This window comes from Solirubrobacter deserti (genome assembly GCF_027587175.1).
GTDB classification, from domain to species: Bacteria; Actinomycetota; Thermoleophilia; order Solirubrobacterales; family Solirubrobacteraceae; genus Solirubrobacter; species Solirubrobacter deserti.
Genome location: NZ_JAPCID010000008.1, coordinates 49,571 through 65,127, shown reverse-complemented (window position 1 = coordinate 65,127; position 15,557 = coordinate 49,571). Strand labels below are relative to the sequence as shown.

The following is a 15,557-nucleotide window of genomic DNA, read 5'->3' as shown; positions in this document are numbered from 1 at the left end:
GGTCGGAAGTGGATGGCGAAGCCCCCTTGCGCCGGGCCTTCGCGGGTTCTGAGAATCGGCGGCATGCTGCTCAAGGGCCTTGCCGCCGCACTCGCCGTCGTCGCGACGTCACTGGCCGTCGCGAGCGCCGCGACACCCGCTCGCATCGCGCCGGGCCAGCGCGTCGAGCTCAAGGTCCTCCTGCTCTCCGCCGACGGGCAGGAGTCCGGTTTCGGAGCGTGGAAGGCGCAGCTCGAACGCGAGGGCGTCCCCTACGACACGTTCGTCGCCTACGACCAGCGGCGCCGGATCGCGACGTTGACGGACGCGCGGCTGGCCGACTACGGCGCCCAGCTGGCGCGCTACCAGGCGGTCATCCTCGCCACCGGCGACCTGGGCCATGACGTCCGCAACGCGGACGGCACCGTCAGCCACCTCTCCGCGCTGACGGACACCGAGTGGGCGGCGCTCGCCAGGTTCGAGCGGACCTTCGGCGTCCGCCGGCTCAGCGACTACACCGCACCGTCCGCCGCGCGCGGGCTCACCGCCGTGCCCGGTGCGTGGCAGGACGGCAACCCGGCGCGGCTCACCGCCGCCGGGCGGGCCGCGTTCCCGTACCTGCGCGGGCCGGTCACGATCGCCGACGACGCGCCCGGCCCCAACGAGGCCTTCGGGTACGGGGCCAAGCCGGTGGCGGGTGCGCCGTGGCTGACGCTGCTCGAAGGCGCCGGGGAGACGGCGCTGCTCGGGATCTACACGCATCCCGAGGACGGGCGCGAGGAGCTGGTCATGACCGTCGCGAGCAACCAGTTCCAGAACCACAACCAGCTGCTGCGCCACGGCATGCTCAACTGGGTCACGCGCGGCGTGTTCCTCGGCGCCGAACGGCACTACCTGGGGCTGCAGATCGACGACCTGTTCCTCGGCGACGACGTGTGGGACCCGGTCACGCACACGACCCGCTACGACCAGAGCAGCCGCATGACGCCCGCGGACGTCGACCGGGCGATCGGGTGGTCGCGCGGGCGCGGCCTGCGTCTGGACATGGTCTTCAACGGCGGCGGCAGCGAGCCCGGTGACCCGCTTGCGGCGTACTTCCGCGACAACGCCGGCGTGCGCGCCGCGTTCGGCTACATCAACCACACCGACACGCACGCGAACCTGGACTGCTCGACGAGCTCGTTCATCCGTGACCAGATCCGCGACAACGTGGCCTTCGCGCGGGCGAACGGGCTCCCCCTCGACCCCACCGAGCTGGTGACGGGCGAGCACTCCGGACTCGCCAACGCGCGCCCGGGCAACCCCGGGACGATCGACCCGCCGTCCATCGACGAGACGACCGTCGGCACCGGCACGCTCGCCGCCGGCACCTACGACTACGCGTTGACCGCGCGCTCACCGGCCGGTGAGACGGTTCCGTACGAGGAGGAGCTGACGGTGCCCGCGGCGTCGTCGGTGACCGTGCACTTCGACGCCGTCTGCCACGCGATCGGGTTCGACCTCTACCGGCGCGTGACGGGCACCACCGACTGGACCCGCGTGGCGTCGATGCCTCGCAGCGCGACGGCGGCGACCGACGACGGCGTCGTGCCGGTCACCCACACGCTCACGGACACGGGCGCGGCGGGCACGGCCGCGGCGCCGCCGGCGGTCAACGGCGCGGCGCTCGCGCCCTACGGGCAGAACCCCGCGTTCCTCGCCGGTGTCACGGCCGGTGGCGTGTCGACGATCGCGTCCGACGCGTCGAAGGGCTATCCCACGACGCCGACGGTCATCACGAGCCCGCTGCTCCCGGCCGGCGCTTCCTTCGTCATGGGCGCCGTGCGCGCCGTCCCGCGCTATCCCAGCAACGTCTACTACAACGCCTCGCGCCAGGGTCAGCAGCTCGACGAGTACAACTGGATCTACGTGGCTCCGCCGGGCGGCGCCTGCGTCCCGGTGGCGGGCGTGACGACGTGCCGCGCCGCGGCCGCCACCTGGGCGGAGTACGTGAGCAGCGAGACGCAGGTGATGTTCCGGCACGTCACCGGCAACGACGCGCGGCCGCACTACTTCCACCAGAGCAACCTCGCCGATCACAACCCGGCGCTGCCTGACGTCCACCCCGACCAGGGCGGCGTCCTGTACCCGGTCATCGACGCGCTGGTGGCCCGCTACGAGGCGGCGTTCGATCGCGCCGCGGCGCCCCTGGTGCAGCTCGGGGCGACGCAGATCGCGGCGACGCTCGCGCGCCAGGAGGCGTGGGCGCGCGACGAGGGCGCCATCCGCGCGTGGCTGCAGGACGGGCGCGTATACGTACGCAACACCGGCTCGTCCGCGGTGACCGTGCCGCTGACGGGCGTCGAGGGCGGGGAGAGCTACGGCGGCCAGCGCTCGCGCTGGGTGTCGGTCGACCCGGGCGCCCAGGTCAGCTTCGCGCCCGCGGAACCCGCGCCGACACGGGCCCCGGCCGTGCGCGGCGAGCCGCGGGTGGGTGAGCGGCTGGAAGCCGAAGCGGGCGCGTGGACGGGAGCTCCGGAGCTCTCATACCAGTGGCAGCGGTGTGTCACCGCGTGCGTGAACGTGGCGGGCGCGACCGAGGCCGCGTACACGCTGGAAGACGCCGACGAGGGCCGCACCGTGCGCGTGGCGGTGCTCGCCGGCAACTGGGTGTCGTCCGTCAGCCAGGCGCTCTCCGCGCCGACCCGGACGATCGCGCCGCGGGCGCCAGCGGCGCGGGAGGAACGCGCCGGACGTGACAACGAACCCCCCGCGCGTCCGGCGCCGCCTTCCGGCTCGACGCCCGCTCCCGGCTCTGCGCCGCCTTCCGGCTCGACGCCCCCTTCCGGCACGTCCCGGCCGGTCGCCGCACCCGCGCGGCTGCGCCTGACTCGCCTGAGCATGAGCCCGCGGCGCTTCGCGGTCGCACACCGCCGCGCACGGCTCGGGTCGCGCCTCGACGGCACGCGGATCACGTGGCGGCTCAACCGCGCCGCGACGGTCCGGCTCACCTTCCAGCGGCGCACGCGGACCGGCTGGGTACGCGTCGGGCGGATCGAGCGAGCGGGGTCGCCGGGAACGAGCGTCGTCCGCTTCCGCGGGCGCTTCGGAGAGCGACGGCTGCGGGCGCAGCGCCACCGGCTCGTCGTCACGGCCGTCGCCGGCCGTGAGCGGACCGCCCCGCGCCGCCTCGCCTTCCGGGTCGTGAGCGGATGAGCGTCGACGAGCGGCCGCGGCGGTTCGGACGCCGGCGCGCGGACTTCGAGGCCCTGGAGGCCGCGGGCGAGTCGCTCGGGGCGCTGCGCGCCGAGCTGACGCTGCTGCGCGAGGAGAACGCGCGGCTGAAGGCGGCCCCGCACCAGGCGCCGGACATCGCCGCGCTGCTCGGACGCGCCCGGACGCTGCCCGAGACGCCGCTGGACGACGCCAGCCTCGCCGATGAGATGACGCGGGTGCTGGTCGAAGGGCTCGTCGTGCGCGAGTCGCTGCTCGAGATCTGCCAGGAGATCGAGCGGGCGATGGTGTCGTTCGAGGCTCGGCTGAAGGCGTTGGACACCACGGTGAGCCTGCATGGCGGCGGCACCCGCGCTTGAGCCCGCACCCCCGGCGCCGGCGCCGCGCGCGGCGGCGCCGGGCCCTCGCCCCCGGGTCCTGCTGCTCACGGAGGGCACGTACCCGTACGCGCTCGGCGGCGTGAGCTCGTGGTGTGACCTGCTGATCCGGGGGCTCGACGAATTCGACTGGGCGGTGCTGCCGATCGTCGCCGCGGACGGGCGCCCGCCCCTGTACGAGCTGCCGCCGCACGCCCACGAGATCGGGCCGCTGGAGGTGTGGTCGGAGCGCCGGCCGCGAGGCGGCGGCCGCGGGCCGTGCCGGTGGGACCTTCCGGGGGCGCTCGTCCGAGGGCTGCTGGGGTGGCACGGTGACACCGAGGCCGTGGTCGCCGAGTGCGTGTGGTGCCGGCACCACCCGGCCGGGGTGCGGCGCGTGTTCCGGTCCGGGCGGGGGTGGAACGCGTTCCTGGCCGGGCTGCGGGACGTGCTGGCCGAGCGCATCCCGGAGGCGGGGACGCCGCCCCGGCTGGACCTCGTGGAGGCCGCCGCGCTCTACCAGACGCTGTACTGGGTCGCGCGCACGGCGTCCGCGCCGACCCCCGCCGCGGACGTGCTCCACGTCACCGCCGCAGGCTGGTCGGCCATCCCGGCGCGGGTCCACAAGGCGCTGCACGCGACCCCGATCGTGTTGACCGAGCACGGTGTCTACCTGCGGGAGGCGTACCTCGCGGCCGTGCGCAGCGGCGGCTCGCCCGGTGCGCGGTTCTCCGCCACGCGCTTGGCGCGCGGGCTCGCGCGCTGCGCGTACGCGGGCGCGGACGTCATCTGCCCGGTCACCGACGCGAACGCCTACTGGGAGATGGGGCTCGGGATCGACCCGGCGAAGATCCTCGTCCTCTACAACGGGCTGCGTCAGCCGCCGCCACCGTCGCCGCCGCCGGGCGAGCGCATCGTCGTGTCGGTCGGGCGGATCGATCCGCTCAAGGACATCTACACGCTGCTGCGCGTGGCGGCGGAGACGGTGCGGGTCATGCCGGAGGCGCGCTTCCGCCACTTCGGGTCGACGACCGCCGGGGAGGAGGCCTACGGCCGCTCGTGCCTGGCGCTGCACGAGCGGCTCGGTCTCGGTGACCGGTTCGCGTTCATGGGACGCACCACGGACCCGACGGGCGTGGTGCAAGGGGCCGACGTGGTCCTTATGACGAGCATCTCGGAAGGGCTTCCGATGTCCGTGCTCGAGGCGATGAGCCAGGGCCGCCCCGTCGTGTCCACCGCCGTGGGCGGCGTGCCCGACGTGGTCAAGGGCTGCGGCGTCGTGTGCGCCCCCGGGGACGACCACGCGCTCACGACCGCGGTCGTGATGCTCCTTCGCAATCCGGAGCTCGCGTGGCGGCTCGGGCTGCGTGGGCACGCCCGGCTTGGACGCATCTTCAACGAAGGCGCCTGCGTCGAGGGCTACCGCGAGCTGTTGCACACGCTCACCCGCGACCGGGCGCGGCTGCACGCGGTGCGGTGATGACGGCCGCGCGCGCCTCCGGGCTGGTCGAGGCACGGCTGGGGCGCCCGCCGCAGGATGCCCTCGAGGCCGCGGTCGTGCTCGAGGCGTGGGCGGGCGTGCCCGCACAACAGGCGCTGGAGACCGCGAGCGCCTGCATGCCCCGCACGCCGGCGCCGCCGGCCCTGAGCGGTACGCGGCCGGCGACGCCGCGCCGCCCACCACGGATGGCCGCCGAGGGAGCGGCCCTGCTCGCGACCGTGTCGGCGATCGCCCTTTGGGCCGCGCCGCTCGCGGCGGCGCTCGGCGACGGCGTGGTCGGCCGCGCTCTGACGCTCGCCCTGCCGCTGGCGCTCGGCCTGCACTCGGCGCTTCAGGCCCGGCACCTCGGGCGGCCGTCCGGCCTCGACGGTCTGCGCCACCGGCGCGCCGCACTGATCGTCGGGGCCGTCGCGCTCGTGGCCGGCCCGGCCGCGGTCCTCGGCTCGGCGGGAGCGCTGGCCGGCCTGCTCACGGTCACCTGGACGAGCGGCAGCATCCTGCTCCGCCGCGGCTGGGTCGCGGGGTACGCCGCGGTCGTCGTCGGCGCGACGCCCGTGATGCTCGCGGACGTGCCCGCGCTCGCCGTGGTGGCCGCAGTCGCGACGATCGCCACGGCCGCCGCCGCGTGCGCCATCGGCACCCCGCGCGGGCGGCGTGCCGCCGACGAGCCGCGCGCGCGCCGCGTACGGCGGGCCGTCGTGCCCGGGCCCTGGACCCGGATGGCCGGCGCGGGGCTCGCCGGGGTCGGCATCGGGGTGCTGCTCGTCGGCGACCCGTCCGTGGGGTGGGCGGGTGGGCCGGCGGCGGCGCTCGCCCTGTTGCCGTCGGCGGTCGGCGGGCTGTGGGCGGGGCACGCGCTCTGGCGGCTCGCCGACGTGTTCCCGCAGGCGCTGTCCGGCGTGCCGGCGTGCGACGGGACGGGTCCTTCGGCGCGGCGCTCGGTGGGGACGCTCGCCGGGGCGATCGGGCGGCTCGCGCTGACGACCGTGGTCGGGTCGCTCGCCGTCGTGCTGGTGGCGCCGGGTCCCGGGGCGGGCGTGCTCGCCGGCTTCGGCGTGGTCGCGCTCGCCGGCGTGCTCGTCGCGCTGCTGGAGTCGCTCGGGCGACCGGTCTGGGCGACACCGGCCATCGCGGCGGGCGTCGCCGCCGAGCTCGCCGTCCCGGTGCCGTTCGACGGCGCCGCGTTGGCCGCCGGCGGCGCGGTGGCGGTCCTGCTGATGGCGCCCGCGGCACTGGTCCTGCTCGCCCGGCCGGCTCGCACGCTGGCCACGGCCCTGTGGATCCCATGAGCCGCGCCGGCGTGCTCGCCACCGTGGTGCTCGCGGGCTGCGGCGCACAGCCCGATCCGGTCTGCCCGGAGCCGCTCGTCCCCGCCTACGTGTCCGCCGACGAGTTCCTGCGGATCGCAGAACGCGCGCCGCTTCCGCGGCTGCTCGTCGTCAACCCCGCCAGCGGCCCGGGGACCGAGGCCGAGCCGGCCTTCCGCCGCGCCATCGCCACCGCCCAGGCGAACGGCGCGCGCGTCCTGGGCTACGTGGCGACCCGCTGGGGCGCGCGCCCGCGCGCTGAGGTGGCCCGCGACGTCCGGCGCTACCGCGCGTGGTACGGCATCGACGGCATCTTCCTCGACGAGGCGGGGGACGACGAACCCCGCATCGACCAGTACCGGGCGCTCGCCGCCGACGCACGGGCCGCGGGAGCGGACTTCCTGGTCCTGAACCCGGGCGTGGTGCCGGCCCGCGCCTACTTCGAGCTCGCCGACGTCGTCGTCACGTTCGAGGGCTCCTACGCCGACTACCGGCGTTGGCACCCGCCCGCCTGGCTGGACTCGGAACGCACCGCGCACCTCGTCTACGCGGCACCGCAGGCTGCCGACGTGCCGCCCAACGCGTACCTGACCACCGGCACCCTGCCCCACCCGTGGGGCACCGTCACGCGGCCGCGAGCGTGCCCATGACCCGCGAGCCGAACCTCTGGGCCCGCCGCCCGCACGACCGCCACCCCGACCTGTACGAAGCGGAGTACGCGAAGCAGCTCGAGCGGATCGCGCGTATACGCACCACCGTCAGCGCAGGACTGCCGCACGACGAGCCGCCGACCCACGCGAGCGGTGACGAGCGTTGGCTCGCGCCGGCGGGCCCGCGCGACGACGCCCCCTGGGCCGCAATGGGCGGCCCATGCGACGACGAAGCGCCGCCACGCGCGGCCGCCGCGGACGCGAGCGCGCGCGTCCGCCGCGACGGGACGTCCACCCGCTGGGACGTCGCGCCGGCCGACCTGGCGCCGCCGCTCGGCGAGCCACCGCGGCCGTGGCGCCGCCCACCGGAGTGGCGTCGCCACAACGGCACGCCGGGCGGCACAGCGAGCTCGTGGGAAGCACCGGCCGCCGCGCAGCCCGACTCGCGCCGGCCCGCCACGACGCCGCAAGACGCACCGGCGCGTCCCGCGCCCGGCTCCCGCCGCTCCGGCGCCGGCACGACTCGCTCGCGCCGCCTGGCCGTGGCCCGGTGGGCGGCGCTGGTCGCGATCGCCGTCGGGCTCGCCGCCAGCGCGCTCTGGCTCGTCCGGTCCGAGCCGCGCACCGCCGCGGCCGCGACCACGTTCCGCGTGCCGGCTCAACCGACCGGGATCGCGGTTGCCGGCGGCCGGGTGTGGGTCGCGGGACCGGGTGCCGGGGCTGTCTGGATCCTCGACCCGGCGACGGGTCGTCCCGCGGCCCCGGCGCTCAGGACGGGCGGCACGCCCGCCCGGGTCGCCGTCGGGCCGCGGTGGGCATGGGTCGCCGATACGCGCAGCGGCGCGATCGTGCGCGCCAGGGCCGACGGCACCGGCGCTCCCCGGGTGTTGAGCCGGGGCCCGGACGTGACCGACGTCGCGGTCGCCGCCGGGGCCGTGTGGGCGGCCGGCTCCGCGGACGGGACGATCCGGGTGCGCCCGGACCGAGGCCCGTGGCGGACGCTGCACGTCGGCTCGCGCCCGCTGGCGCTGGCGGCGGACGAGCGTCGTGTGGTGGCCGTGGACGCCAGCACAGGGACGCTCGTGCGGTTGTCCGCGGCCCGCAGACGCGTCGAAGGACCACCGATCGCGCTCGGCGGTGCCCCGGTGGACGTCGCGCTGGACGGGGAGCACGCCTGGGCGGTCGACTCGGCCGCCGGGACGCTGCAGCGGATCGACGTCGATCGTGGCGTGGCCGACCTGCCCGCACCGCTGTGCGCCGCACCACTGGCCGTCGCGGCCGGCCGCGGCGAGGTGTTCGTCCTGTGCCGCGGCGACCGCGCTCTTCTCCACCTCGACGGCCTCACGGGGCAGCTCCGCCGCCGCACGCCTCTGCCCGCGCCGCCGACCGCCCTCGCCCTCGACGACCGGCACGTGTGGATCGCGGCCGGCGAGCACGAGGTGATCCGCGTTGACCGTTGACAACCCCAGGAAGGGGGATCGCATGCGCCGCATACCGCTGCTGATCGGACTCGCGGTGACGGCCACCGCCGCGCACCCCGCGCGCGCCGCGGCTCAGGCGCCGCCCGGGCCCCCGGGGCCGCCGCCCGGAAGCGGGGCGAACCTGCCGTCCTCACCGGGCACGGCGCTGTCCTTCGTTCCGCCCGGCGTCCCGATGAACGTCCCGCCGGCCACCGGCCCGGGACTGCTGCGCGACACGAACGCCCGCCTCGACGACCGCCGCTTCACCCTCCGCTTCGCCTGCCAGCGGGACGGCGCGCTGCAGGTCCGCGCCCCGCGCATCGCGCCACGCGCAATCGCCGCCACCCGCTTCCGCTGCGTGAACCAGCGCGCCACCGCGCGCCTGACGGTCTCGACCCGCAGCGCGCGCCGGATCGCACGTCGCTCGAGCGTCGCGGCCACGGCCGTGATCGACCGCGCCCGGCTGCACTTCACGCTCACCTCCCGCAGACGCGCCGCGGCCGTGAAGGGCTTCTGGACGGACGGCCACCTCCAATGCGACCCCGGGTTCCTCGTCGAGCCGGACTTCACCACCAAGGCCGCGACGCCCGTGTCCACGCGCGGCTGGGTCGCGGTGTACACGGCCGCCACCGGCTGGCACTGGTTCGGCACCCTGGGCGAGAACCGCGGACGCTGGAACGCCTGGACGGCGACGCGCACCGGCATCGCCCAGTTCCACCCGGACGCGAGCGTGACGCCGGTTCCCTGGACGCTCGGCCCGATCAGCGTGCCGCCCGGCTCCGGACGCTACGCCGTCGGCGTGTACGAGATCGTCTATTGGGTCGGCGGGCGCGCCGACCACCAGTGGCAGTACGTCAACGCGGGCACGACCGGCGCTGTCGCCGCGGGCTCGCCCACCCACTACTGCGTGTACCCGTGATCATGCGCAGCGCCCTCGTCACCGGCGGAGCCGGGTTCATCGGCTCCCACCTCGTCAACGCGCTCGTCGAAGACGGCCGCCGCGTCACCGTCCTGGACGACCTCTCGACCGGTCGCTGGGAGAACCTGTTCGGCGCGCTCAACCACGGCGTGCGGCTGACACCGGGGAACGTGACCGACCCACACGCCGTCGCCCGCGCGCTCACCGCCGAGCGGCCCGACACGATCTACCACCTCGCCGCCCAGATCGACGTCCGCCACGCCGTCGCCGACCCCATCCACGACGCCGTCGTCAACCTGATCGGCACGCTGACGCTGCTGCAGGCCGCCCAGCGCCACGGCGTCCGGCGCTTCGTGCTGGCCTCGACCGGCGGGGCCATCTACGGCGAGGCGGACGTCCTGCCGACGCCCGAGAGCGCCGAGGTCCGTCCCGCGTCCCCCTACGCCGCCTCCAAGGCGGCCGCCGAGAGCTACCTGGACCTCTACCGCACGCTGTTCGGCCTCTCGACACTCAGCCTGCGCCTGTCCAACGTCTACGGCCCGCGCCAGAACGGCGCGGGCGAGGCCGGCGTGGTCGCGATGTTCTGCGCTGCCGCCCGCGCCGGGCACCCCGTCACCGTGTTCGGCGACGGCGGCCAGACGCGTGACTTCCTGTACGTCGACGACGTCGTGCGCGCGTTCATGGCCGCCGGCGAGCGCCCGGTGACCGGCTGCGTGAACGTCGCCACCGGGCGCGAGACGACCGTGCTGGCGGTGGCGCAGGAACTCGGCCTGCGCGTGCGTCACGCGCCCGAGCGCGCGGGCGAGGTCCGACGCTCCTGCCTGGACCCGTCGCGCGCAGCCGCGGCGCTGGGCTGGGCGGCCCGCGTCGCGTTCACCGACGGGCTGGACCGCACGCTCACCAGCATGGCTCCCGCCACGCGTCGAGCGCCAGTCGCTTCCGTTGCGCCATGAACCCGAGGTCGCGGGCGGCGGGGCAGAACCCGCCGTCCGCGTACTCGACGACGAAGACCGCCTTGCCCGCGTCCGCGAACGGCTTCAACCGCGCGCACTCACGGTACGCGAAGCACTCCTCGCTGAGCGCCCAGTCGTACCACGGCTCGAGCGCGCGCACCTGCTCCAGGTCGTTCTTGAGAGCGATGGAGAGCCCGCGAGCGTGCGCGGCCCGCGCGAGCCACCGGTTGAAGCGCAGCTGATGGCGCCCGCGCAGGGCGAACCCGGAGTCGTTGGCATACCCGTCCACGTTGTCGGGCTCGACCGCGTCGAAGCCCTTCTCGGCGCACAGGTTCAGCCGCCGCCGCATGATCGGCCGCAGGACGCTCAACCGGCGCACGTCGAGCCAGCGTTCGCGCGGCCAGTCCGCGAGCCGCTGGCCGATCACGCTTCGGGGGAAGGCCTTCGAGTCCGGGCGCCCCGGCTCGTGCGTGCCCGCGCTGAAGTAGCACGCGGCCCGCGCGCCCATCGCGTGGATGCGCGCGACGTCGGCGGCCGAGGTCTCGAACAGGTCGACGTCGTAGAGGTCCGCACGCACGGACAGGTCGAGCCGGCCGCTGAGCTGCCACTGGAAGGTGCTCGTCGGCGGCGGGGCCCACGGAACGGCGAGCGCCACCGCGGCGATCAACGCGATCACCGCGGGCGCAGCCGGATCACCGTGCCGCTGCGCGCGTCGACCACCCACGCGCTGCCGGCGCCGACCGCCAGCCCCGTCGGGAAGCCTTCGATCCGGGTCACACGGCGGGTCCGCCCGCTCGGGTCGATCGCCCGCACCGTGCCGTCGCGGGTGTCGAGGACGAGCACGCCCTCGGCCGTCACGGCCAGCGCCCCAGGCGCCCCGCCCACGGGGATGGCGCCCTCCGGACGCCCCGTGCGCGCGGACAGCCGCGTCACGGTACCGTCGCCGCGGTTGGCCACCCACACCGAGCCGTGCCCGACCGCGATGTCCTGCGGATCCCGGCCGACGGGGATGCGGCGTCCCAGCACCACGTCCTCGCGGGGATCGATGCGCGCGACGGTGCCGTCCCCCGCGTTCACGACCCACACCGAACCGGCGCCGACCGCGAGCGCCGCCGGGAAGCTGCCGGTCCGCACCGGGGTCCCGAGGACGCGGTTGCCGACCGGGTCCACGCGCGTCACCGTGCCGGCGAGCCCGTTCGTCACCCACGTGCCCTCGGCGCTCACCGCGACGTCCACGGCCGGCGCGCGGATGGCGATCCGGCGCCCGCTGCCGGGCACGAGAGGATCGATGCGGGTGACGCTGTCGTCGCCGGCGTTCGCCGTCCACACCGAGCCGCCACCGACGGCGACGCGCAGCGGCGAGGAGCCTGCTCGGTGGATCGTGGGGTCCCCTTCCACATCGCGGACGTCCAGGGCCACGACCCGGTCGTCGCGGCCGCTGACGACCCACACGGTCGAGCCCTCGACCGCGACGTCGGTGGGCAAGCGGCCGGCCGCGAGCCGGCGGTCGTCGGACACGACCGCCGGCTCGCGCAGCAGGATCACCACGGCGGCGGGCGCGAGCAGCAGGACCAGCATCACCGCCGCGAACGCCGCCATCGTCTTGCGCGACAGCGGGCGCGTCGGGTCGCGAGGCGCCGTCAGCACCGACATCACGGATCGACGCTCTCCGTGCCGGGAAGCCGCGTGGGCGCGACGGCGGCGTTCAACCGAGCGTCCTCGGGCCGGAAACCCGGGTGCGCGGCGCGAGCGCGCGCGTGCTGGCGGCTCACGCACCGGTACTGCTCCGCCCAGCCGACGAAGACCCGCCGTGGCCCCGGCCTCAGTTCGCCCATGCGCGCCTTGATCCGCGCCCACCGCACGGCGGTGGCCGGCGCGCCGGCGAGCTCGGCACGCGCCATGCCGACCAGCCGCCCGGCCGCGTCGACGACGGGCCCGCCGGACACCTCGGGCACCAGTGGCGAGTCCAGCCGCCCGGCGGAGTCCGCTCGCACGGGGATGGTCGCCAGGCCCGAGCCCACGCCGGCCGCGCGCCGGCCGACGGACCGCAGCAGGCCGTCGCCGGCGGGCGAGCCGGCCGGCGCGCTCGCGAGCGCCGCAAGGCCCGGGATGCGCGGGTGGACCTCGAGCAACGCGAGGTCGTCGCACGGCGCTCGGGCCACGATCCGCCCGTGCAGCACGCCGAAGCCGGTCGCGAGCTTGAGCGAGCGCGCGCCCCACACGGCGTGGGCGGTGGTCGCCACCAGCCCGCGATCCGCGTCGACCACGAACCCCGAGCCGAGCTGCTCCTCGCCGCCCACACGCGCCGACACGCCCACGACGCCCAGGTCGAGCCGCTGCGCCGGCGGCGCCGGGGCGGCCGGGCCCTGGCGCTCGTCGCCACAACCCGCCAGCGCGGCGCATACCACAGCGGCTGTCGGAACCACGAGCCGGTCCATCGGCGCGATCCTAAGTCGAGCGATGCTCGCTGTGACAGCCACTTCCGAGGTGGTATGCGGATTTGCTGACCGCTCTGCACGTATACGCGATCCGCCTTGCGGATGTCCGTTGCGTGAATCGTCCGCCCGGTGACGTCCCGGCCCCTTGACGGCACCCGTGCGAGTAGACCGTGCCGGACCCGTGGCTCTCTTGCATCCCACCGAGCGCCCCCAGCCCGCACCAGCGGCCCCGCCGCGCCGGCGCCTGCTGCTGCTCGCGCTCATGTGCCTCGTGCTCGGCGCGCTCGGCGGAGCCTGGGCGGCGACGGCCACGCGCACCGAACCCGTGCAGACGCGCTTCGTCCCGCCACGCGAGGCCGCGTTCGACTTCACCCTCCGCGACCAGGACGGCCGCCCCGCCCGCCTGGCGGACGCGCGCGGGCGCGTCGTCGCGCTCACGTTCATCTACGCCAGCTGCCGGGACCTGTGCCCCGCGGAGGGCAATGACGTCGCGAGCGCGATGGATCTCGTGGGCGGGGACGACGTCGTCGCGTACATCGTGAGCGTCGACCCGGTGGGAGACACCCCCGAGCGCGCGCGGGCGTGGATCGACCGCCGCGGGCTCGGCGGTCGTGGCCGCTACCTGCTCGGCACCCGGGACCAGCTGCGGCCGGTGTGGATCCACTACGGGATCGCGCCGATGAACGCCACGCGGGCCGAGTCGATCGCCGCCGCCGCGCGCGCGGACGCGTTCCGCGCCGCGAACCCGCCGAACCGCTCGCGCGGTGGCTTCCGCTACGAGCCGCCGCCCCAGCCCGCGCAGCCCCCGCCGGGCGCGGACGACCCGTACCCGGACACGGCCGACCTGGCGTACCGCGGGCGCGCCCGCCACATCGCCGGCTGGGACTTCGAGCACTCCGCGTACGTGTTGCTCATCGACAAGCGGGGCGAGCAACGGCTTGGCATCCCGTTCGAGTCGCTCGACCCGCGGTCGCTGGCCCAGGATCTCCGCGCGCTCGTCGCCGAGCCGGTCTGAAGCGGCCTACAGTGGCGCGCCGTGGAGCGCGTCAAGTACCCACGCACCTGGCATCTGCCGGACAGCCCGAACCGCGGCGCGGACGGCGATCACGCCTACGCGGACTACGGCTCCTTCGAGGGCCGCGAGGTCGTGGTGACCGAGAAGCTCGATGGCGAGAACACGTCCATCTACGCCGACGGGTACACGCACGCCCGCAGCGTCTCCTCCGGCTACCACCAGACGCGCACGTGGGTGCGTGCGCTGGCCGGGCGGATCGCCCACGCGCTGCCCGACGGCTGGCGCGTGTGCGGCGAGAACACCTACGGGCGCCACTCGATCGCCTACGACGCGCTGCCGTCCTACTTCCAGCTGTTCGCGGTCTATGACGCGGACGACGTGTGCCTGTCGTGGGACGACACCGCGGCGTGGGCGCACCGGCTCGGCGTCGATCTCGTGCCGCTGCTGTTCCGGGGCGAGTTCGACCGGGTTCGAGTCCTGTCGCTGCTCGGCGGGGCGTCGGCGTACGGGCCCGAGCGCGAGGGCGTGGTGGTGCGCTGGGCGAGCGCCTTCGGGCGCGACGAGCACCTGGGCGCGGTCGGCAAGCTCGTGCGCGCCGACCATGTCAAGACCGACCAGCACTGGATGAGCGGGGCGGTCGTGCCGAACGGGCTGGCGTCGTGATCGCCGTGGGCGCGGAGCTGGGGGCCGAAGACGCCCCGTGGCTGGCGGCGATGGCCGAGACGCCGCAGAACCCGCTCTACCACGGTGAGGGCGACGTGCTCGCGCACACGCGGATGGTGTGCGAGCAGCTGGTCGCGGCGCCCGACTGGGCGCAGCTGAGCGAGCTCACGCGCGAGGAGCTGTGGCTCGCGGCGGTGCTGCACGACGTCGGCAAGCCGGCCACGACGCGTTTCCAGGACGGCCGCTGGACCGCGCCCGGCCACGCGCGCCGTGGCGCGATCATCGCGCGCCGGCTGCTGTGGGAGGCGGGCGTGGAGCCGCACGCGCGCGAGCGGATCTGCGCGCTGGTGCGCCACCACATGGCCCCGTACCGGCTCGTGGGCGCCGGCCGCGCCGTGCGCCGGTGCCTGGAGATCTCGGTCGAGGCGGGCTGTGATCGCCAGCACCGGCTCACCCGCGCGGACGCGCTCGGGCGGATCGCGCCCGACGTCGAAGGGCTCGCGCTCGAGGTGGACCTGTTCGCCGAGTTCGCGGCCGAGCTCGGCTGTCTGGACGCGCCGTACCCGTTCGCGTCCGACCACGCGCGCTTCAGCTACTTCACCCGCGACGACCGCGACCCCGCGTACGCCGCCTACGACGACACGCGCAGCCGCGTGGTGGTGCTGTCCGGCCTGCCCGGCTCCGGCAAGGACCTGTGGATTGCGCTCCACGGGGACGGCCGGCCCGTCATCTCCCTCGACGACCTGCGCCGCGAACGCGGGATCAAGCGCGGCGACTCCACCGGCGAGGGCCGGCTGATCCAGGACGCGCGCGAGCAGGCACGCGTGTACCTGCGCGCCGGTGAGCCGTTCATCTGGAACGCGACGAACCTGTCGGCGCAGCTGCGCGGCCAGACGCTCGCGCTGCTCGCCGACTACCACGCGCACGTCACCATCGTGGCCGTCGAGGCGCCCGCGGACGAGCTCGCCCGCCGTAACCGTGACCGCGCGCACCCGGTGCCCTGGCCGGCGATCGAGCGGATGCTCGACCGCTGGGAGGCGCCGACCCGGACGGAGTGTCATGTGCTCGACACCTGGAACGCAGGTGTGTCAGCGACCTGACAG

Annotated in this window: 14 protein-coding genes; 11 read left to right on the top strand and 3 right to left on the bottom strand. The window is 75.7% G+C overall.

Annotated features, from left to right (window positions below; translation table 11 throughout):
- The first annotated feature begins 63 nt into the window (after nucleotides 1–63).
- From OJ962_RS06820 to OJ962_RS06785, 8 genes are read left to right on the top strand one after another with little or no spacing between them, the layout of a single operon-like run.
- Nucleotides 64–3,174, top strand: a complete 3,111-nt coding sequence (locus tag OJ962_RS06820) for an Agd3-related carbohydrate-binding protein (RefSeq protein ID WP_202957131.1) — start codon at nucleotides 64–66, stop codon at nucleotides 3,172–3,174.
- The gene (locus OJ962_RS06815) at nucleotides 3,171–3,551 is read left to right on the top strand and encodes a hypothetical protein (RefSeq protein ID WP_202957132.1); all 381 of its coding nucleotides are present in this window, start codon (nucleotides 3,171–3,173) and stop codon (nucleotides 3,549–3,551) included. The genes OJ962_RS06820 and OJ962_RS06815 overlap by 4 nt, the downstream gene beginning before the upstream one ends.
- Nucleotides 3,529–5,028, top strand: a complete 1,500-nt coding sequence (locus tag OJ962_RS06810; RefSeq protein ID WP_202957133.1) for a DUF3492 domain-containing protein — start codon at nucleotides 3,529–3,531, stop codon at nucleotides 5,026–5,028. Before OJ962_RS06815 ends, OJ962_RS06810 begins: the two co-directional genes overlap by 23 nt.
- Nucleotides 5,028–6,338, top strand: coding sequence for a hypothetical protein (locus tag OJ962_RS06805; RefSeq protein ID WP_202957134.1), 1,311 nt, complete (start codon nucleotides 5,028–5,030; stop codon nucleotides 6,336–6,338). The genes OJ962_RS06810 and OJ962_RS06805 overlap by 1 nt, the downstream gene beginning before the upstream one ends.
- The gene (locus OJ962_RS06800; RefSeq protein ID WP_202957135.1) at nucleotides 6,335–7,006 is read left to right on the top strand and encodes a spherulation-specific family 4 protein; all 672 of its coding nucleotides are present in this window, start codon (nucleotides 6,335–6,337) and stop codon (nucleotides 7,004–7,006) included. The genes OJ962_RS06805 and OJ962_RS06800 overlap by 4 nt, the downstream gene beginning before the upstream one ends.
- A complete protein-coding gene (locus OJ962_RS06795; RefSeq protein ID WP_270006252.1) occupies nucleotides 7,003–8,466 on the top strand; it encodes a Vgb family protein in 1,464 nt (487 codons plus the stop codon). The genes OJ962_RS06800 and OJ962_RS06795 overlap by 4 nt, the downstream gene beginning before the upstream one ends.
- Before the next feature lie 22 nt (nucleotides 8,467–8,488).
- Nucleotides 8,489–9,385 carry a hypothetical protein gene (locus tag OJ962_RS06790; protein WP_202957137.1) on the top strand — a complete coding sequence of 299 codons (897 nt, stop codon included), beginning with the start codon at nucleotides 8,489–8,491 and terminating at the stop codon, nucleotides 9,383–9,385.
- Between the two features lie 2 nt (nucleotides 9,386–9,387).
- Entirely contained in the window at nucleotides 9,388–10,338 is a 951-nt protein-coding gene (locus OJ962_RS06785; RefSeq protein WP_202957138.1) for an NAD-dependent epimerase/dehydratase family protein, read from the top strand.
- Here OJ962_RS06785 and OJ962_RS06780 read toward each other — a convergent pair.
- From OJ962_RS06780 to OJ962_RS06770, 3 genes are read right to left on the bottom strand one after another with little or no spacing between them, the layout of a single operon-like run.
- Nucleotides 10,283–11,014, bottom strand: a complete 732-nt coding sequence (locus OJ962_RS06780) for an endo alpha-1,4 polygalactosaminidase (RefSeq protein ID WP_270006251.1) — start codon at nucleotides 11,012–11,014, stop codon at nucleotides 10,283–10,285. The two genes, OJ962_RS06785 and OJ962_RS06780, sit on opposite strands and share 56 nt — an antisense overlap.
- Nucleotides 11,011–11,991, bottom strand: coding sequence for a Vgb family protein (locus tag OJ962_RS06775; RefSeq protein WP_202957140.1), 981 nt, complete (start codon nucleotides 11,989–11,991; stop codon nucleotides 11,011–11,013). The genes OJ962_RS06780 and OJ962_RS06775 overlap by 4 nt, the downstream gene beginning before the upstream one ends.
- Complete coding sequence (locus tag OJ962_RS06770) at nucleotides 11,991–12,776, bottom strand: S1 family peptidase (RefSeq protein ID WP_202957141.1); 786 nt, start codon at nucleotides 12,774–12,776, stop codon at nucleotides 11,991–11,993. Before OJ962_RS06770 ends, OJ962_RS06775 begins: the two co-directional genes overlap by 1 nt.
- Before the next feature lie 181 nt (nucleotides 12,777–12,957).
- Here OJ962_RS06770 and OJ962_RS06765 point away from each other — a divergent pair, with 181 nt between their 5' ends.
- From OJ962_RS06765 to OJ962_RS06755, 3 genes are read left to right on the top strand one after another with little or no spacing between them, the layout of a single operon-like run.
- On the top strand, nucleotides 12,958–13,791 hold the full coding sequence (locus tag OJ962_RS06765; protein WP_202957142.1) for an SCO family protein: 834 nt from the start codon (nucleotides 12,958–12,960) through the stop codon (nucleotides 13,789–13,791).
- A 21-nt stretch (nucleotides 13,792–13,812) separates the two neighbouring features.
- Nucleotides 13,813–14,454, top strand: coding sequence for an RNA ligase family protein (locus OJ962_RS06760; protein WP_202957143.1), 642 nt, complete (start codon nucleotides 13,813–13,815; stop codon nucleotides 14,452–14,454).
- Nucleotides 14,451–15,554: an AAA family ATPase gene (locus OJ962_RS06755; protein WP_202957144.1), complete on the top strand. Its 1,104-nt coding sequence runs from the start codon at nucleotides 14,451–14,453 to the stop codon at nucleotides 15,552–15,554. The genes OJ962_RS06760 and OJ962_RS06755 overlap by 4 nt, the downstream gene beginning before the upstream one ends.
- Nucleotides 15,555–15,557 lie beyond the last annotated feature (3 nt).